General features: G+C 46.2%; 20 protein-coding genes and 1 pseudogene. 7 read left to right on the top strand and 14 right to left on the bottom strand.

Annotated elements, in window-relative coordinates; genetic code table 11:
• Positions 1-68: 68 nt before the first annotated feature.
• The 3 genes and pseudogenes from MM817_RS14640 to MM817_RS14630 all read right to left on the bottom strand — a co-directional run bounded on the left by MM817_RS14640 (position 69) and on the right by MM817_RS14630 (position 1,600).
• Positions 69-407, bottom strand: coding sequence for a nucleotidyltransferase domain-containing protein (locus MM817_RS14640; protein ID WP_241716492.1), 339 nt, complete (start codon positions 405-407; stop codon positions 69-71).
• Between the two features lie 529 nt (positions 408-936).
• Positions 937-1,173, bottom strand: a pseudogene (locus tag MM817_RS14635) (ATP-binding protein); the annotation flags it as partial.
• A 73-nt stretch (positions 1,174-1,246) separates the two neighbouring features.
• The gene (locus MM817_RS14630; protein ID WP_241716490.1) at positions 1,247-1,600 is read right to left on the bottom strand and encodes a hypothetical protein; all 354 of its coding nucleotides are present in this window, start codon (positions 1,598-1,600) and stop codon (positions 1,247-1,249) included.
• 300 nt (positions 1,601-1,900) lie between these two features.
• Here MM817_RS14630 and MM817_RS14625 point away from each other — a divergent pair, with 300 nt between their 5' ends.
• The 3 genes from MM817_RS14625 to MM817_RS14615 all read left to right on the top strand — a co-directional run bounded on the left by MM817_RS14625 (position 1,901) and on the right by MM817_RS14615 (position 3,688).
• On the top strand, positions 1,901-2,437 hold the full coding sequence (locus MM817_RS14625) for a hypothetical protein (protein WP_241716489.1): 537 nt from the start codon (positions 1,901-1,903) through the stop codon (positions 2,435-2,437).
• A gap of 569 nt (positions 2,438-3,006) precedes the next feature.
• On the top strand, positions 3,007-3,354 hold the full coding sequence (locus MM817_RS14620) for a helix-turn-helix domain-containing protein (protein WP_241716487.1): 348 nt from the start codon (positions 3,007-3,009) through the stop codon (positions 3,352-3,354).
• Positions 3,320-3,688 carry a DUF3990 domain-containing protein gene (locus MM817_RS14615; RefSeq protein WP_241716485.1) on the top strand — a complete coding sequence of 123 codons (369 nt, stop codon included), beginning with the start codon at positions 3,320-3,322 and terminating at the stop codon, positions 3,686-3,688. Before MM817_RS14620 ends, MM817_RS14615 begins: the two co-directional genes overlap by 35 nt.
• Positions 3,689-3,708: 20 nt before the next feature.
• Here the strand turns inward: MM817_RS14615 and MM817_RS14610 are convergent, their stop codons facing one another.
• Positions 3,709-5,280 carry a transposase gene (locus MM817_RS14610; RefSeq protein WP_241716483.1) on the bottom strand — a complete coding sequence of 524 codons (1,572 nt, stop codon included), beginning with the start codon at positions 5,278-5,280 and terminating at the stop codon, positions 3,709-3,711.
• Complete coding sequence (gene tnpA / locus MM817_RS14605) at positions 5,237-5,629, bottom strand: IS200/IS605 family transposase (RefSeq protein WP_241716481.1); 393 nt, start codon at positions 5,627-5,629, stop codon at positions 5,237-5,239. Before tnpA ends, MM817_RS14610 begins: the two co-directional genes overlap by 44 nt.
• 367 nt (positions 5,630-5,996) lie before the next feature.
• Between tnpA and MM817_RS14600 the strand changes: the two genes are divergently transcribed.
• Complete coding sequence (locus tag MM817_RS14600; protein WP_241716480.1) at positions 5,997-6,242, top strand: hypothetical protein; 246 nt, start codon at positions 5,997-5,999, stop codon at positions 6,240-6,242.
• A 100-nt stretch (positions 6,243-6,342) separates the two neighbouring features.
• On the opposite strand, the gene MM817_RS14595 is transcribed toward MM817_RS14600, so the two are convergent.
• Positions 6,343-6,615 carry a hypothetical protein gene (locus MM817_RS14595; protein WP_241716478.1) on the bottom strand — a complete coding sequence of 91 codons (273 nt, stop codon included), beginning with the start codon at positions 6,613-6,615 and terminating at the stop codon, positions 6,343-6,345.
• A gap of 369 nt (positions 6,616-6,984) precedes the next feature.
• Here MM817_RS14595 and MM817_RS14590 point away from each other — a divergent pair, with 369 nt between their 5' ends.
• Positions 6,985-8,208, top strand: a complete 1,224-nt coding sequence (locus MM817_RS14590; RefSeq protein ID WP_241716476.1) for an IS256 family transposase — start codon at positions 6,985-6,987, stop codon at positions 8,206-8,208.
• A 117-nt stretch (positions 8,209-8,325) separates the two neighbouring features.
• Here the strand turns inward: MM817_RS14590 and MM817_RS14585 are convergent, their stop codons facing one another.
• Both MM817_RS14585 and MM817_RS14580 read right to left on the bottom strand, forming a co-directional pair.
• The gene (locus tag MM817_RS14585) at positions 8,326-8,490 is read right to left on the bottom strand and encodes a hypothetical protein (RefSeq protein ID WP_241716474.1); all 165 of its coding nucleotides are present in this window, start codon (positions 8,488-8,490) and stop codon (positions 8,326-8,328) included.
• Between the two features lie 189 nt (positions 8,491-8,679).
• Entirely contained in the window at positions 8,680-9,018 is a 339-nt protein-coding gene (locus MM817_RS14580; RefSeq protein WP_241716472.1) for a hypothetical protein, read from the bottom strand.
• Positions 9,019-9,334: 316 nt separating this feature from the next.
• On the opposite strand from MM817_RS14580, the gene MM817_RS14575 reads away from it, so the two are divergent.
• Positions 9,335-9,778 (top strand): GNAT family N-acetyltransferase, encoded by a 444-nt coding sequence (locus tag MM817_RS14575; protein ID WP_241716469.1) that lies wholly within the window; start codon positions 9,335-9,337, stop codon positions 9,776-9,778.
• 588 nt (positions 9,779-10,366) lie between these two features.
• Positions 10,367-11,590: an MFS transporter gene (locus tag MM817_RS14570; protein ID WP_241716467.1), complete on the top strand. Its 1,224-nt coding sequence runs from the start codon at positions 10,367-10,369 to the stop codon at positions 11,588-11,590.
• A 586-nt stretch (positions 11,591-12,176) separates the two neighbouring features.
• On the opposite strand, the gene MM817_RS14565 is transcribed toward MM817_RS14570, so the two are convergent.
• The 6 genes from MM817_RS14565 to MM817_RS14540 form a co-directional block, all read right to left on the bottom strand.
• Positions 12,177-12,869, bottom strand: coding sequence for a hypothetical protein (locus MM817_RS14565; protein WP_241716465.1), 693 nt, complete (start codon positions 12,867-12,869; stop codon positions 12,177-12,179).
• Positions 12,866-13,267, bottom strand: coding sequence for a ParB N-terminal domain-containing protein (locus tag MM817_RS14560; RefSeq protein WP_241716463.1), 402 nt, complete (start codon positions 13,265-13,267; stop codon positions 12,866-12,868). Before MM817_RS14560 ends, MM817_RS14565 begins: the two co-directional genes overlap by 4 nt.
• A gap of 416 nt (positions 13,268-13,683) precedes the next feature.
• Positions 13,684-15,309 carry an ATP-dependent helicase gene (locus MM817_RS14555; protein ID WP_241716497.1) on the bottom strand — a complete coding sequence of 542 codons (1,626 nt, stop codon included), beginning with the start codon at positions 15,307-15,309 and terminating at the stop codon, positions 13,684-13,686.
• A gap of 11 nt (positions 15,310-15,320) precedes the next feature.
• Positions 15,321-16,571 (bottom strand): hypothetical protein, encoded by a 1,251-nt coding sequence (locus MM817_RS14550; protein WP_241716462.1) that lies wholly within the window; start codon positions 16,569-16,571, stop codon positions 15,321-15,323.
• A gap of 250 nt (positions 16,572-16,821) precedes the next feature.
• Positions 16,822-17,850 (bottom strand): hypothetical protein, encoded by a 1,029-nt coding sequence (locus MM817_RS14545; protein ID WP_241716460.1) that lies wholly within the window; start codon positions 17,848-17,850, stop codon positions 16,822-16,824.
• A gap of 611 nt (positions 17,851-18,461) precedes the next feature.
• Positions 18,462-18,857, bottom strand: a complete 396-nt coding sequence (locus MM817_RS14540; protein ID WP_241716458.1) for a hypothetical protein — start codon at positions 18,855-18,857, stop codon at positions 18,462-18,464.
• Positions 18,858-18,859: the final 2 nt, after the last annotated feature.

The following is an 18,859-nucleotide window of genomic DNA, read 5'->3' as shown; positions in this document are numbered from 1 at the left end:
GTTGACTGTGGAAACACGCTCCGTCAGTCAAGCCCGCATCAAACAGCACGTGAGCTGCAGCCATATCGTCATGCGTCTTTGCGAGCCAAGCTTTGGTCTCCTCTTTCAAACACGATCTTCCCTTCAGCAGTAATCTCCTTTTTCAGCGGAAATCCACGGTCCCATTCTTCAGGCGTTCGCACCATAAAGTCCATAGGGACGCCAGGGACTAATCCTTTTTGTCGAGCCATAAGTCCACGCCTTGAGGGTTTAATGTCACTATCCATAATCACTAAGAAGTCGTAATCACTATCTATGCCCGCATCTCCTCGAGCACGTGAACCGAAGAGAATAATTCGTTCTATGGGAAGTGTCTCCACCAATTGACGAACAACCTTTTCAATGACCTGCTGCTCATCAGTAGACATCCCATCACCCCCTCGTATATCCGAAAATCGCCTTGGGTTTTGTATGCATGATACGGTTCTATTGTACCTTAGAGAACTAGTAAATGTAATCAGGCTCACGCGACCAACTTCAACGTATTCCTGAGTGGCATTTTCTAATGCGTTGTATGCCCGTACCTGATTACCTTCATACCCCTGTAGAAACTCTTCGAGGTTGTGCTCGGACTTTCCGAATATGTGGTTCAGCTTATTGCTATCTTGGGCAAACCGTTGCAAATTCATAGTCATCCGGGAAGCGTTCCCCGTACCCTCAAGCCTCACCGCAAGCTCAGCTTCCGCTTCCTCCGGGGCACTGAACTCAGGGTTTGCGGCGAAAAAATCGGAATAAACCCATGCTGGTGGCTCGATGTATCTCGGGAAATTTCCAATCCATCGCCATGAGAACTCCCCGCTCGGGTCAACCCGATTCATCGGGTTATTCTCCGCGTACGTATACTTGTAAATGTCAACACAAACATGTACACTTTCGCTTGTTTAAGTATGTACAAAATTAATCATCATCTTTAGCGAGATGATTCTGCAACCGGTAGGAATCGCCTACAATGGTAACGACAGTCGCATGATGTAGGATACGATCAAGAATAGCGTTGGCCAGTTTCGGTTCACGAAACACTTCATCCCATGCTCTGAAGTTCACATTTGTTGTCAAAATTGTACTTCGTTTTTCATAGCGCATATCAATCAGTTGAAAAAATAACTTTGCATCCTCTGGTTCAATCGGAAGATATACCTTTTACCATGAGCATTTTCATGTATCAACATCGCCTACCGAGTGGTAGACGGTGTTGATTTTGTTTTATCTATTCGTTTTTCATCTGTTCAACCACTTTCCCATCCCAACCGGTCGCTTTGATCTTCGCCAGCTGATACCGGTTGATGTGCTCTGGATCATCAGGAACCGTCACGCCACCGTTGCCACTGTCGATGTACACCGCATCACGAAGTGTGTGCACTTGTTCGTGCAACAGTTTTCGCGTGGGCGCATGATCGACACAACCTACAATCACGGGTGTGATGGGTTCCACTCGACCATAATGTCTTTCTGGCATGTGTACACTCGCGATCAGATCGGTGATCGTTCGTTGGTCATCTAGGTACTCTGGATACGCAACGATGCCAATCCCATACGCGAGTGCATAGCGTTGTACGAGCATGTCTGCTATTTCCAAAACTCACGCAAAAAGTATGGGTGTAGTAGACGCGTATATAAAAATGTCATGATCACTTCTGTGCAAAAAAGGAACTTTGTAGAGTCGTAATCACCGTATAGTATTCCTTCTATTGGTGTCCACACTATCTTATACTAGGTCCACTATCGAACTATGATGTAGAAAACGAAAGTGTACGCGAACTTCTTTTAGGCTTCATAAACCTTGTACACTCGCGGGTTCTCATGCTATTTTAATCGTAGACAATTTGAGACGTACTCCACAGAAAACGAGGAGGTGTAGCACATGCACGGATTTGTCATCGTTCTGCTTCCAGAAGATACGATACGCCAAGACAAAATCAAACTGCTAATGAAGATCGAAGAACATGTCTATCCTTACAAGAGATTCTACCACAAAGGGGACGATCGTCCGTGCCGGTGCACGGAACACGGAACTTCTCCCGAATCCAATTGCGAGGATTGCCAAGGGACTGGCCGGACACGTCGGAATCCGAAGGGAAAGCTGGATTACTGGTTACTGGGCGGCCGATTTGACGGGTATATCCGCACCGGGAAAACCGATCCAGAGAAATCTATTGGCAATTTCCTCTTGGAATTTGTCTATGGCCAAACCGCTGTTAATGGGTTGCTGTTTCATGAGGACGAGCACGATGACGTGGATACCAATGTGGTATCCGCCGCACAAATTAATATCAGTGTACTGAAGGAAAATTGGATAACGCCGGACGTGGGGTGGGTAGAGGACATCTTTACTGTTACCGATGATCCGCGTGAACATTATAAAGGGTATTGGGCAGTGGGTCTGGATTATCATCGCTAAGTATACGAAATGAGGGAAAATGCGTCTTATTCATCAATTTCGGTGCGGCGGATACCCCTGACTTCAGTTATGGGGAGGAGCCGCACCTTCGCTCCTTGAACACCTCGAATCGATTTACTTATTTTTACACTATCGATTCGAGGTGTCCACCATTAGAGCCTAACACCACATACGAGATTGGCTTGTTCTTCGTACAGATTATGCAGAATTTTATGTGCCTTTGAATTATCCTGTAGTTCATCATATGTATTCCTAAAGCTTCGGCCATCTTCCTGAGCTTGAATCCACGAGCTCATGTACATACCACCCAAAATTACACTGTAACGACATTAGGTTCAGCTTAGTGGATCCGTGTTAGCTTTGGGTTTCAACATTGTGCCATGCAGAGAAATTTGACGAGTTAATAGTTGGTGTATAGATATGTATGCAACTTTTTGTTGAGATTAATAAACATTAGTATATAATACTATCAGGTGATGACCGTGGGTAAAAACACATCCTCAGAATCGTACCAAAATGTGTATCGGAAATGGAAGATAAGTAATTTATAGGCCGGAGGGTATTTCCCGGTGTTTTCTACGATGGTAAGCGAAGACGTCCTGAACAGGGTTTCTGGAAATGCTATTCGGCTATACGTATATTTGGGCCATCGTGGTGTTAATGAGACAGGTGAATGTTGGATAACCATTGAAACCATGGCACGTTACTTTAAAAAAAGTAAACGCACAGTTTCTTATTGGTTAAGTGAACTGGAGAATGTTGGTCTTATAAAACGAATTCAATTTAATTTGGACGAATCCGCACATACGTTTCTACGTCCCTATGGCAGTAAACATTTCCGTCCTATGGATTCGGCGTTGAATACAGGAGATGTTGGACTAGATGAGATTGGCAGCAATGATTCAGAACAGAGATAAATTCCTTGATAGCACACGGATTTTGCTCTTCCACGGTACTGACAGCTCACAAGAAAAGAGCTTTCATCAGGGAATCGGTATTCCTGAATCGTCTGACCAAGATCCTGTAACAGATTTTGGCCCTGGTTTTTACTTAACAGGATTCTCATGGCAAGCTATTCGGTGGGCTAGGGCTCGAGCTGATGCAAACGGAACACAACCCATATTGGTTACCGTTCAAACCACTCTAAAAAAACTTCGACGTATTGATCCTGTACAAAAGCTCATCATTGATGCATATAATGAATTATGGGCGTCAACAATACGAAAAGGACCTGAACCTCCCCATGGCTAAAGCCAGGGGGTTCTAAAAGCCTATACCTTTGCACTCTCGCAGGCTCTCGCGTTGACTTGCGCCATCACTACAACATCCCGCGCCTCATGTTCAGGCAGACTTTCTTTTTCGGACGACCCGCTCTGACTCCGATACGTTCCGAAGGAGGAAGGCGCTGGCCTTCCACTTGCAGGTTGGTTATACGCCTGTTGCCAAGCCGTCCGCAGGAGCGGTTCCGCACCCTGCCAATGCTCGTTCGCATCAGCTACTTGCAGGCGTTCGTTTTCTACATGCTTTGCCAGATACGCACTAAACAAGTCCCGTTGCATCACCACGCCACAATCACAGGCATGGACGCGCTCGGATAACCGTTTTTTGTGCTTTTGTCCGCAAAGACACACTTGCGATAATGCGGTGCGGTACGTACTGAATTCCTCCACTTTCCCGCCAGCACTTTCAGCCTTGCGGGTGAGGATGGAAAGAAACAGCTTGGGCGCCCTCACACCAATAGAACGGCCAAACATCTTCTGAAACGCTTTATAGCTGAGTTTTTCCGTGTTGATTCGAGTGCCAATGGCGATGACCTGATTCGCTACTTGTCCATGGAGTGTTTTCCGATGGGCTGTTTCCCGACGATGCAGTTCCCTGAGTACCGCTTCGGTTTCTACTTGATGGCGACTTTTCTTCGTTGGGTGTTTCCCTTTGATGGCACGTCCTTTTTCATCGTAGCAATCAGGGTTGTTGGCACGGCGCTGGCGGTCTTGCTTGCGCTGCAACCGACGAATCTTCTTGTGGTCTCTCACCACTTCATCCGCCAATCGCGTGAGCGTTGCTTGGGTATCGCCAACAATAGCGATCGTAGACGGCCCACTATCTAGCCCTACCGTCTCGTTGCCAATGGGATGCGTGCGCTCGCCTTTTTCATTCCGTTTAACATACGGAACACCTTCACAGACAAGTTGCGCGTAGTAGCGGGAATGTCCGTGAATATCTTTTCTTACCAAGCGAACGTATTTGACACGAGAGGATAGGCCATGCTGAATCACGGGATCGTGAGCCACGTCCGTGACCATCGGCAATTCAAGACCATTCCATAACACCCGATCTTCCCGCCAACGGATGCAAGCGGCGTTCGTCTTCCCTTCAAGGCTGTGCAATCCGCGTTTGCCTTTGAATCGCACCTTTCTGGCCTTTCCCAGCGCGACCTTTTGCACTGCATCAAACGCGCGATAGGCTAGTTTTTGCGCCACGTGGGAATCCAGATCATCACCCAGCCATGTGGTACGCCGTATTTTATCCGCAAACGCTTCAAGGGCATAGGCGGAAAATCCGTGTGCTTGCCGGGCTGCCGCAAAGTGAGCCTGCCGCTCTTTTTTGTTCGTGCTTTTCTTGGCCTTCGTGTACCAGATAGATTGTCTGACAAGCGCCAGTCTTTTTTTAGCCTCGCCAAGAAGGGCATTGTAGAGTTGGCGTCCTGCTTCAAACCGTGCTTCTACTGTTCGTTCTTGGCGGCGCGTGACTCGCAGGGGGAATTCACACACAAAAGAGGGCGTCTGACTCTTCGACTTCTTAGACGTTTTTTTGATTTTCGATGTACTGCTTGATGACGGCAAGTGGGGCACCTCCCACCGTGGAGACGAAATAGGAATTTGTCCAAAGCGTTGGCAAGCGTTTTTTTAGCCAAGGAAACTCTTCACGCAAGTGATGGGAACTGCGCCCTTTCATCAACCGAACCAATCGATGGATGCCAAACTGAGGATCGACCTCGACTAAAAGGTGGACGTGATCTGGCATGACCTCAAGTTCGATGATGTCCGCTTGACGCTCTTCTGCCACTTCACGCAGGATCGCTTGTAGCCGCTCCTCCACTTCGCTCGTGAGTACGCGGCGACGATACTTTGGACACCATACCACATGGTATTTACAAGAATAGACGATGTTGTGATTGGATGTGTATTCCATGAGAATAGTATATCACAACGGTCTATCTACTGCGATTGAAAAACAAAAGATTCGCCTAGCGGCGAGCGCCTTATATCCCCAGCGCTAAAGCGCGGGGCTTTACGGCGCATTCGGTAATCGAGAAAGCCTGCCGTACGATTGGATATGTGGTCGTTGCGCAGACAGAGACGTCGGTACATGTAACTGGACGTTGAGCGATGTAGAGCTTGTTAAAGCTTGGACGCCGCCGGAGTACCAAGAACGTCATGAGTTTGAGCAAATTTGGTTCGGGTTTGTAGGATCCATCCAAAAATGCTTGACGGTATCTGCTATAATAAAGATATAGTGATATGTCCAACTGTGTATTTCTTATTAGGTGGTGATTGTCATGATTATGGGCATTCCTGAATCGCAAAAATATCTCGATGCTGTCGAACATTGTATGGTGGAACGAATGTACTTAAACAGGGATATCGTTCGTACTCATATGAACCAAGATACCGAATACATCCAGCATTTGTTTGTCGAAGATGGAGATGTCATTTTTCATGATGACCCAATGCGTTTAGCGACAACCTTCGCGCACCGTTGGCACTTGATTGAATCTAAACCTAGATTCATTCATCGACAATGATAATAAATTTAGGTCGTTCCTTCCAAAGGAACGACCTTTTAGTTTGTACGTAAGCAGTATCATAGCATCTGAATTATTTTACATACTATATGATTCGCTACTAGCCGTCATTCTTGGAGTGGTGGTCTAGTCGATTGGCCACTTTGTGTAATATACTCCCTGTTTTCGATAAAGACTTCTCAATGACATCAGAAGTTGTGTTCCCGACACCACGTACGATATCAGAAGTTGTACTTGCAACACCATGTACGATTTCATCAGAAACTTTAGTCACTTTATCAACAATTTCCCCAGCGTTAGCACCTATCTCGGAAAAATTTTTTTCTGCTTGTCCGCGAAGTGACTCTGACTTCGAATTCTTATCTGTTCCCATAAATAGCATCCCCTTAATTAAATAGGGAAAACAATATAACTGCTTCCACCTACCTATTTAACTATTATAGCACAGTCCACCTTGTTTTTTATAGAATTCACTATTATTTATATAATATTTTTATAATTATTTATTTTTAAAATTTTTCACTATAATAAATAAATTGTTTAATTCATTTATAAAAATAAAAAAATTCTATTAACCTTCAAATTAAATGGAGTCTGTCGATAGATGATTGAGTATGTAGTTGAGTCCGTATAATTGGTGTAAATTCGGCGGGACAATGGTTGACATCATGCAAATGTGCCATCTCGTCCCTCTTTAGTAGAATGAGTGTATCGACCACAAATCTACTAGGAGGAATACGAAATGGCACAATACAACATTACCGTGGATGACGACATTTTGAAAGGGTTATTTTCTGGAGATCGAGGGGTGGCGCAGTTGCTGGAGCAGGTGTTGAACCAAGTGCTGAATGCACAGGCTTCCGAGCAGTTGCAGGCAGAGCCGTATGAGCGTGCGGAAGAACGCCAGGGCTATCGCAACGGCACCCGTCCCCATCCACTCACCACACGCGTGGGCACCCTCACATTGCGAGTGCCACGGCTGAGAAATGGTCGTTTCTCCACCGAATGGTTTGCGCGTTATCAGCGCAGTGAGCAGGCGCTGTTGTTGGCCATGGTGGAGATGGTGATCCAAGGCGTATCGACCCGCAAAATCACTGCGATTACAGAAGAACTCTGCGGCGCAAAGTTCTCACAATCCACGGTATCTGAGGTATGTAAATACCTTGATCCCATTGTTGAAGCTTGGAATGGACGAAATCTGAGGGAGCATCAATATCCCTTCCTTTTGGTGGATGCCATTGTATTAAAAATTCGGGAGGAGGGGCGTGTCCGTCCCCGAGCGGCCATGATCGCAACAGGCGTTAACGAAGAAGGCTATCGTGAAATCCTTGGCATCACGTTAGGAGACAGCGAATCAGAAGCTAGCTGGTCGGAATTTTTCAGCTGGCTCAAACAGCGTGATCTGAGAGGCGTGAATGTGGTCGTTTCTGACAGTCATAGCGGACTTATCAAGGCGTTACACGCGCAGTTTCAGGGAGCAACGTGGCAACGATGCCAGACGCATTTCATGCGAAATGTCATGGATGCGACACCGAAGCACCTGCAAGCGGAGTTATACGGGAAGACGCGTGCCATTCTCGATGCGCCAGATATGGCCACGGCACGTTTACTCATGAATAAAGTGGTGAGCGATTATGGTGAGAAAGTGCCGAAGGCGATCCAGACTCTTGAAAATGGGTTTGATGACATCACGGCCGTTCTCGTCTTGCCAGAGCGCTACCGAAAGCGTCTGCGCACCACGAACGGTGTGGAACGCTTGAACGAAGAGATTCGTAGACGAGATCGTGTGATCCGCATCTACCCCAATCGCGATTCTGTGAAGCGACTCATAGGCGCATTGCTCATGGAGATGGATGAGAAGTGGCAAACGGGTCATCGCTATCTGGACATGCAGGAGTATTTTCTGTGGAAAGAGGAGCAGAAAAAGCAAGTAAAACAAGACACAAAAATCAGCATGATTAGTTAACATAAGGCGGTTTCTACCAAAGATGAATTTACACCACATTTAGGACTTGATCGTTATTTGGGCATTTAACTTTAGTTTCGTTTCATAGCACTGCGATCATCCCTTTCAAACACCACCCTACTTTTCAGCTAGTTTTCTCATCTCATCCAAAAGCTCTAACATGAGATGGTATGAGCCTCCACTCACATCCCACTCTAAAAAATGGATCACTCCCGCTTGTTCAGCCGCCAAATACACGTTTCGCTTCACTGTTGCCTGTGAAGCGTAGACTACATCATCCATCAACCCCACACCTCAACAATAACTGGCCGAAACCATCCTCTAAGTACATAATCCGGTCTATATCTATACCACGTATCATGCGGTAGCAACGGTTTTTCGAGCTGCAGCCGCCGTATTAACAATTCCTCGTACAGATTCTTCTCATGCTGGCTATCTAAACACACACATCCGTTTGGATGGATGATGGCATCAACAATAGACCTCATCGCACGAATGTTCCCTTGTTTCCGCGTGGTTTGTATTGCCACTAAATTTCCCTTTAGTCGATGATTCGGTAGATACCGCTTCGATATGGACTGTCTCGAACGCGCCTTTCACGCCACTGATCTGCCAGACTTCTTCTTCCTCACCTATCGAAAGGCACGCTTGGGCAAATCCAACAATGATCGCTTGTTCCATCGGGTATTGCCTTGGATGTGGAATATACGCGATTTTTTTTAGAGATTCCTTGTCTAGCCGTATGCGTTCTTCTAACATGGCCATTTGCATACCGTACAAAATGGCCTGTGTCGATCTCAGTTGTCCCATACGCTCCTGGGCAATCTGCAATCCTTCGACATACCACTCTGATAAAGTGATACGCCTAACATGATATGGATATCACATTGGTGATGGATCATATACAGTTATAGCGGTTTGAGTTGACGACCCAGAAGATATGAAACGGAAAATTGAAAATCGACTAAGCCGTTAGAACTAGTTCATCCACGTAGGTTCTCTTGCATATGGGAGCGAAAATTCATAAGCCGTAAGCGCTTACCTGCTGTATGATGATACGGTGACGTACGCTTTCGGAATCTTTCGCAATCGGTTTATTTAAATACACTTATATGAGGAGGAGCCAATGAACTATTCTATAGACGTTTCTTTAGAACAAAACGAAGAGTTTTCAGCTTTTTTGAAACACAAGATAAGAGAATACAATAACGAACATTCAATCCACCATCGTGAAATACGAAAAGAGGGTTCGATTCAACCCATTAACATTATCGTATTGGATAACGACAAGCAGTGGATTGGCGGAATTTCAGCTGAAGTGTATTGGCATTGGGTGGAGATTCACGATTTCTGGCTCAGAGAAGAATACCGAGGCAAAGGTCTCGGTCAGCTCTTACTCCACAAAGCAGAAACCATCGCTAAGGAGAAGGGTGCAACCAAGGCACTGCTAACCACCTACGAATTTCAAGCACGATTATTTTATGAACTACACCAATATAGGGTCGTAGGAAAAATTTCAGACTATCCCCCTGGGAGTACTTATTTCACGATGGTGAAAGCCTTCGTGTAAGGTTTCCGTTGTTCAACGGCAACGCACCCAGATCAATCTGACACTGCATATTCATGCAGTCTGTCCGATATGCGGCTTATAGCGCACTTGAGGCAATTAGCGCAAGAAGCTCTGCGACATAAATCATCGTGGGGCTGCCGGCGAAATGGTACAATAAAGTGAACTACACTGAGACGGGAACTCATGATTCTGTATGGTGAACGAGGCTAATTAAGAAGCCGGCTCTGTAAATCTACAACACTGATCCAACTGACCTGTGCCACCCGGAAATTGAACGATAAAGATCTTCAACTATTATGATACGAGGAGATAATCACGTGCTGCAATGCAATACACCTGAAGAGTTAGCTAAACTAGTTGAGGAACTTCACGGCCAAGTGGAAATTTTGTTTAAAGGCAAGTTAGTTACGTAAGCTAAGTCAAGAAAAAATTAAGGACAGGGTTCGCAGGCCCAAAAAGTGTCTCCAAAATCGGCTGAAAAATCAAAAATTTGTGTAGATTAGTTCCAATTCCTATGCTACACTGGCTTCGCTGGGAAACTACCCAGCCCCATGCTGGATCGTCAAAGGGGCATATGGTGACTCCATGTTGAAAATTCTGCGCAACAAATCATTTGCTATTTTGTTTGGCGGGCAGATCGTGTCGACACTGGGCACCAATCTCTACCTGCTGGCACTACCCTGGTACGTCTACATTGTGACCGGCTCGAAGGCTGATCTGGCGATTGTCGGCTTCGCTCAGTCCCTTCCAGGTCTCGCAGGTCTGGTGGCGGGCGTTTTCGTTGACCGCTGGAACAAGCGCCGAACCATGATCGTGGCCGACTTGATGCGTGGTGCCCTATCACTTTTGATCGGGTTGATCGCGATCTGGCGACTAAGCTTTCTGTGGATCGTCGTCATCGTGCTCCTGCTCCAACTCGTGGGTGTCTTCTTCGGACCAGCTGAATCCGTGTTGCTTCCGCTCGTCGTTCGCGAAGAAAATGTTCCTGCGGCGATGGGAATCAACCAATCGGGTTCAGCGACCGCTCAACTCGCTGGGCAAGCAGGCGGCGGTGCCCTGCTGTCTGCTCTCGGAGCGCCCGTCCTGTTTTTGGCCAATGGCATCTCCTTTTTCGTGTCCGTAGTCAGTTTGTTGTTTGTCCGGGCACCAGAGCCCCCACGCGGGGGCGAACCATCAAACTTTCTGACCGACTGGAAAGAAGGCTTTGCGATCCTCGGCCGATCGCGCATGATTCTCTTGATCGTTGCATCGGCGTTGGTAGCAAACTTTGGATTGGCCGCATTTGACATCGCGCTAACCGCTTGGATACGCGGTCCGTTGCGCGACAGCGCGTTGTGGCTCGGGTTCATTGGGGCGGCATTCTTTGTGGGTATCATTGTCGGTGGGATGCTGCTTGGGACAGTGGCAAAAAAGGTGCCCTTGCGCGCCGTCGTCATGAGCGGGCTGATCATCGATGGCGCCTTGATCAGCAGTGTAGGGGCCGTTCGAACCAATTGGTGGGCGATCGCCATACTCGTGCTCACCGGGTTGGCTGTCGGCATCATGAACGGCTCAATTGGTGCCATGGCCGTGCAGGTCGTTCCCGACCCACTGCGTGGACGCGTCTTCGGCCTACTGGGCACGTTGTCCACGATGGCCACACCGCTTGGACTCGCCGTCTACGGTGCACTCATGGTGGTCGTTCCCTTGCCCGTCCTCTTTATCCTCATGGGTGTCGTCAGCGTCCTCGCCGGCCTCGCCTTCTTACTTCCGATACGAGACGACCTCAACAACATGGGCACCGCAGAACCCTCGCCACCTGTCGCACAGTAGTCGTCAGGCGCAAGGTTAGAGGTAAACGTGCGGAAAACGGCGGTCGCTGGTGTCGCACAGTTTCCAAACGGGGTGAGGAACTCCGTTCGAGGTGTATGACACTAATTGTCGTCACCAGCGACCCGGCGAGACCCAACCCGCGAATATCAGTGTACCAATCGTCGACGAACCTTGCCTTTAGGCCATGCCTTTAACCCAAACTGGCAGCTAAGGAGATGCCTCCCTATCGTCATCTCCCTTGCTTAACTACGGAAAGACAGTGCATCGTCAAGAGCTTTAACGGTATATCCTCACTGCATTGCGATATTCCACGGTCACTTGACGACTGAAAATCCCTGAAACGACGGGGATTCTAAGGCACGTGATCTAGGGGGCTTGACAGTGTCGTTCATATCAACGGGCAGCAATGCGCAATGGTCAGAGGTGACATTCACGCTATATTTTTTAGGTTTATCAAATGCGCCGTAAAACCCCTAGCTTCAGATGGAGGATATCAAACTAGATCCAACTTGCTCGTACGAGACCATGTGCGGTACCTGTCCATCGATGAAGACAAGCAAGCTATTGCTCATCTTCATCACCACCGTCATACACTATTTTTTAGTTCGCTCACATCTTGCTTGTACGACAGCACAACATCCGCAAACTCCTCAACGGTTTGCACATATTTATCTAGCTGGCTGTGCCAATAGGTACGCGGCGTATTGAATTTATCGCTATGTTCCTGCATTAATACTTCAAATTCCGATTTGATTCGTTTGATCGTGGTTTCAGCTTGTCGCAGTTTCACTTCCATCAGATTTTCGCTATACCGATATTGCGTTTCTTCATTGTTTAAATCCAACATAGAGACCTTTTTATCTTCCGGTAACTGATATTTTTGACGCTTGGCATCAGCTTGTACATCATGCAATTGCCCATCAAATACCTCTGCCTTTCTAACTTCTTGCGTGAGTAAGGATGAATTTAGATCATCATCCTGTTCCTCTTCGTTGAGATAAGCATCATGATCTACTATCGTTCTTTGTTCTTGTTCTTTTTGCTTCCACAACATGATTGCTGCCGTTACTTCCGTATCTTTGATTTCAGTTGCCTCTTTATGTGATTCTTGGAACCAGTCTTGTGCTTCTACTGGCAAAGAGGATAAATTAGAGCCTGCGCGTACGCTGATGATCCTATTTCTGACCATATTTTGTAAACTAATCGTCAAACTTAGCAACCGCTCATGTTCTTTTATTCTAGATACGGACATGTCCATCATTTTTGACATATCGTTCATGGTTGTTCTCTTTCCAACACGATCACCACCGTGAGCAATCCCATATATTTTTTTGCTAAAACAACAATTTCTCCGATGATAATGGGGTCCTTTTCTGATTGAGTACGACTTAGATTATCCTCTACCATGCGTTCAATCGATTTTTCTTCTTCTATTACCTCGTATACAACAGGCACTGTATCCAATCCTAATTCAATAGAAATCATTCTTCGTTTGTGTCCACATACCAAAATGTTGCTTCCTTCAATGGCGATTAACGGTTCTCTTATACCGTTCTTGTGAATACTATCTTTAATCCGTTCGTAATCTGATGCCAATTGAATCCGATCTGAATGGTATTTACTATATTCAGGGTGTGGAAGCAATTCACGTGGATTCACATGCACGATTCTACCCATTTCATAATCTCCTTTCTGAGTCAACTGCTCACCGCCTACGCTAACGCTTAGAGGCGGAAGCTTGTAACTGATCTAGTGTTGAAATTTATTCATCATTACTTGTAATTAGTAAGTGTCAAGAGTCCGTAGTGTCTCTTGATAACTGCGCGCTTAATCTACCTTTTGATCTAGTACGTTCTTATACCTAAAACTATGAAGCTAAATGATCTCCCGTAACGCAAAAATTATCCTTTTCACACCAAAAAGTGCAGTGATTTTATCTGCTGTTTTTTTCAAGGTCGTATACCCTGTATACGACCTCTTAGTGAATTGATTATCCCCCATAATTACATCTCCTTCTTATGTGTGGCAACTGTGTTGCACAGGTCCTATCTCAACCTTATCACCTTGTCAACCCCAAAAACCCTCCATTTTCACTACTCTTTTGGCTCCAGATCATAAAGATATTGCATGTACCGACTTCTCTGTACCAACTTGCCCATATACGATTTTGGTGCTGAACAATACAACTGATCTTTAGCTCGTGTCATCGCCACATAAAACAGTCTCGTTTCCTCTCGAATCTCTTCTGGCTTGGCGGATCGCTCATGCGGTAAAAAACCCTCCACCGCTCCCACGATAAAGACCGTGTTGAATTCAAGTCCTTTACTCCGGTGGATCGACATCAATTGCACAGCATCTTTTCCTTCTTCCGGTTTCGATTCACGCAATGTCCGCTCAACAAAAGCTAAAAACGCTTCTTTCGTTTTGAACTTGGACGCGGACCGTAGCAACACGTCCACCCATTTCACTGGCTCATCATCTTTCGCATACGCTAATTCCTTCATTCCTGAAGTGAGTAGCCACCTTAACCCATCTGCTGGCGACTCTCTTCTTTGCAACTCTTCAATCGCACTGGTCAAATCCCACAGGTTACGATGGTCCTCAATCCCACGCCAACCAAGCTCCACGAGTTCCTCAATCTCTGTTAATCCGATTCGCCGATTCGGTTGATTGATAATCCCCCTCCAATGATCCGCATTCTCCGTATCGATCGATGTACGCAGATAATCCAACGCTGCCTTCACTCGCTTCGATGCAAAAAATGGCGTATCACCCACCACTTCATACGGTATCCCCTGTTCACTTAACGCCTCCGCGTAAATCTGCGACTGCGCATTGGTTCGATACAGCACGGCATACCCTCGAAAGGGAAAATGACGGTTTAGAATGACTCTCGCCACCATATTCGCTTCCGCTTGCTCATCGTCTACCTCAAAGGGTGCGTACCCTGAATACTCATCATCACGTCCCACGCCTGGCTTCACGACCTTATCGATATGAAACCCCTGATTGAAATGGTTAATCAGGTCATTGGACAACCCGACAATCACAAAGAACGAGCGATAATTCCGCGTCAAATAGTACATCTTTGTCCCTACATACTTCTCCTTCATCTCTTGCATCAACTCAGGTCTCGATCCTCGAAAGCCGTAAATGGATTGCCAATCGTCCCCTACGCAAAACAGGTTGCGGCGTGGTGCTGCCACTTCTTTGAGCCATTCCCACTGTGCTCGATTCGTATCTTGAAACTCATCCACCAAGACATACTCAATGCCCTCTCGCCATGTCAAAGCGACACGATCTTTCTTTCGCAGCGCCTGCAATGTCATCACAATCAAATCCTCAAAGTCCACACGCTTGCTGTTCGTCTTCAATCGCTCATACGTTGCATACATGCGTTGTAAATCAGGGTCCTCTACTTGTTCCGGCATGATCCCCTCGCTCTTTTGACGCATGATCCGCATCATCCACTCGTTCGCGTCCACCTGCTCACGCAGATTGCCGCTCTCTTTCTCCAGTGCCCACTCCACCACATGGGTGCTATCCACCAAAACCTCCACCTGCGGGTTCATCTCCCGCAACAATCGAAACGCCACGGCATGCATCGTTTCCATGCGCACCTGTTTCGCTCGCTCCCCAACCTCATGCACCAAGCGTGCTTTCATCTCTTGCGCTGCCTTCTTCGTGAACGTACACGCTAAAATACTTCGCGGATGCACACCTGATTCGATCAATCGCTTGATTCGTGCAATGAGTACCCGCGTCTTGCCGCCGCTACCACTAAAGCAGGGCCTGTCCCATGCATCACCGCCGCTTCTTGTTCATTCGTCAGCTCCACTTCATCCCAACCCCTTTCTACTGTTTCATCTTCATCCTCTTGATCTGGATCATAGAAACACTCTTTTACCTCTACCTCCTGCAATGACGGCATATCGGTCAGTCTCTTGACTCCCTTCGAATGTGCCAGCTTATGCATGACCTCTCCCATCAGCGCATTAGGTGCAGTCAACCACAGATAGGCCGAGATGCGCTCCCCTTTCACGCTCACACTCGCAAACGCTTCATCGCCCAGGTGTCCCCACTGAATCAGACTCGCGATGTTCCCATTCCACGCTGCCAGTACCGACCACGTCTCGTTGACCTTCGCGACAATGGTCCCACCGCCGATCATCCAATCCTTTCCCTCGCTATACTTTTGATAAAACTCACCGCCACTTTTTACGCCAACCATCCGTTCCAACGTCTCATACGACCACGCGCCATAGTCAAAGATCGATCGAAAATAATACTCGGGATTTTGCACCACGTCCTCATACGGCAGCGCATACAGGGCATGGCTGACGTCACTATTCCTGCTTAGCCAATCCTTCATACTTTTCACCGCCGATGCATACCCACTTTTTTTAATCAGCAAGACCACTCGTATCGCATCATCCCCATGAAGCCGTTGCATCCGATGCAGATACCCATGCACATGCCTATATGCCTTTTCACTCATTAAACGAAACGGTACTAGGTACATCCCTATTTCATACTCATCCATATATCTCATTCGTACGTGCTTGCCCATTTGATTGGACTTCCCGCTATAAATCATGGTCCATCCTCGCTCATCCATTCTGTCCCTCATCATCGCCACTTGGATATCCTGTACAGCGATCGCATGAAACACATCCGTCTTTCGTCCGATCAGCAAATGCCCATCCTCTGGATCTCGCCTGACGACATATTTTTTGACCGCCAATCGTGTCACGTCATAGTAATTACTCTCACGATGCTTACTATCTACCTCTCTCATTTCCCAGCTTCCGCCTCGCTCAAAGTACAACGTCCGCGACAAACTATGAATCCTACGTGTATAACTATTTACCAATCTTCCCATTTGCGCATACGTCATCGCAGGTATAGTTTCCAGCGCTTTATCAATTCGCCTTCCCATTTCTCGTAACTCCGCTTCGCTAGGTCGTATTCCCTTTTGCACTTCACCAGTCCCCCTCCTGCTTTCCGTTACCCTTCACGGGCTTGAATCGTAAAACGCTTCGCGTTTCACAATCCAAACCCTAAATCAACTTGATAACACGTTTTTATTTACACCCCGTCCCTAGACACTTTAGCAATGAATAGATGCCTTCATTGCCTTGATACATAAGCCTTCTTTATGTAATTCAATATGTAAAATGGATAAAGATCGTCGTTTTACATGTTGAATTACATGAAAATCGGTGTATTTTTTACTCGTCAAGGTAGTCACTGAAAATAAATTCGATGATATCCATGTCGTCATCACTTTGTTTTTTGAAAACTTGATAAGAAACTTTACCTAAGAATCGAAACGAATCATCTGGAAAAACTCCATATCGAACCATCATGTCTAGAGCATGTTTAACATCATAATTCTGAAGATCAAGAGGCTCCTTGGCAGTTACTTTTATTTCTAAATTTACCTTGTTAAATAGATACACTCTGTTCCCGTGGTGATACTCCCAATCGTTTGGATGTGCTGATGGAGGATAGTAGTAACGATCAAAGTACTTAAATTTTTCATTCAATAAATGGCCGAAAATCTCACGCCAAAACTGAGTTTCACGAAAATATGTTTCTTTAGCCGTGAGATAAAACGGTCTGATCTTCATGTATTTTTTTGAACGAAAGAAGATTTCAGGTATCAAAAAAGAAACCGTTTTTGCCTCATAGTCCATGATCATGCTCACTGGATACTCTTCTCTTGTAACAACGGAACTTCTTGTTCTTTCCTTGTCGGTTTGATCAAAAGACCGCACAACGGTATACCGTGAGTCTAGGACATCCGCATACATCTGCTCTTGCACGATGCCATAGACGCGTTCCAACAAGTTTTCATAGTCCTTAAACAAGCTGTAATCGGCCAGCTCATCCTTCCCTACGTGATGAAGAATCTCGCGATAATCGTCAAATAGATCGACATATTTGGCTCGAAATGAACGCCAAAAGGCAACTCGATCAAACGATGGATCAGGAACATAACGATTCGCATCGTTGTTCATCTTATTTATGGCGAATTCCTTTCTTGCTTGCTCCACCTTTTCTTGAATCTCTTGTTCAGTTTTGATCCGCCAACGTTCATTAAGAAGTGCAAGAGCTTCTTCTGGATTCGCCGATTGTCTCGCTTTCCATTCCTCGTCATACCATTGATGGAGCGATTCCCTTTGTTTTTCTTCCCTTTCTTTATGTATTTTTTCTGCTACAGTCATTCTTCGCACTCTTTGTTGTTTCATTTGCATAGATACCACGCTCCTTAGAACGAGCGTAACGGAAAAAGCAAGAGAAAAACCCTCCATTTTCACTACTCTTTTGCACGCTCTCATCAAAAAAACGCACAGGGAATCGCCCTAGTGCGTTTCATTCCATCAGGTTATATGTTTGCGTAAACACGATATATACAGTATACGTTGTGTCTACGTAGTCTGTTTACGTTAAGTCTACGTATATGGCAAACGTAGACTTAACGTGAACATTATGGGTATCCGGATTTTATGGTGGAATCATGCAAACTGACAAATAAATTCTAAATCGGAATATCCGGTGGAATGGTTGGCTTATAGTACTAAGTCGATGACCGTGACCACCTCTGGAATTTCGGACCTTGCTGTACAATCGATTCGACAGATTGTCGACGCGTGGCTGATAAGCGTAACCGTCACCAGCTTGTACCCCTGTTGAAGCACGTATGTATCCGACTGCCTAGGTCATTCCTGATTCACCTCGTGGCTATACTAACACGACCAAATGACCGAGTGAAGGCAAAAAGGGAGCAGAGCCCCGATTTAACGAGGTCGACTCCCTTCGGTTACAGCACTTCAAATTCGTGTTACCACCCTAAGTGAAAGACCAATCAAGTATTAGCCATATCTTCAACAGAAACGTTACGGCACACTATCTTTAGCCATGGATGCAAGTCATCGTTTGTAAACACTCTATACTCCATCGACTGACAATCAACATCAACGTGGTTACCATCAGTCTTAACAATAGTATACCAGCTATCACGGTGGATATGCTTTGGATCTAATGACAAGAAATCTTGTCGTTGCTGGAGTTCAACCACTTGGCACTGCATAAACCTGATAGTTAAAGTTCGTGTCTCTGTCCTACCCTCCTGAACGTCCCAATAATAGTCCAAAGTCAAGAGAAAATCGAACAATTCTCTGTCCCATTCCATGGCGATAATTATACTATCAGTAAAGTCAAATCTCTCATTTACTTTCTCTAATCCCATCGCAAGTAACACTA

Origin of the sequence: Sulfoacidibacillus ferrooxidans (genome assembly GCF_022606465.1) — a bacterium.
GTDB classification, from domain to species: domain Bacteria; phylum Bacillota; class Bacilli; order Alicyclobacillales; family SLC66; genus Sulfoacidibacillus; species Sulfoacidibacillus ferrooxidans.
Note: the sequence above shows the minus strand (reverse complement) of the source record. Positions and strands in the feature narration are given on the sequence as shown.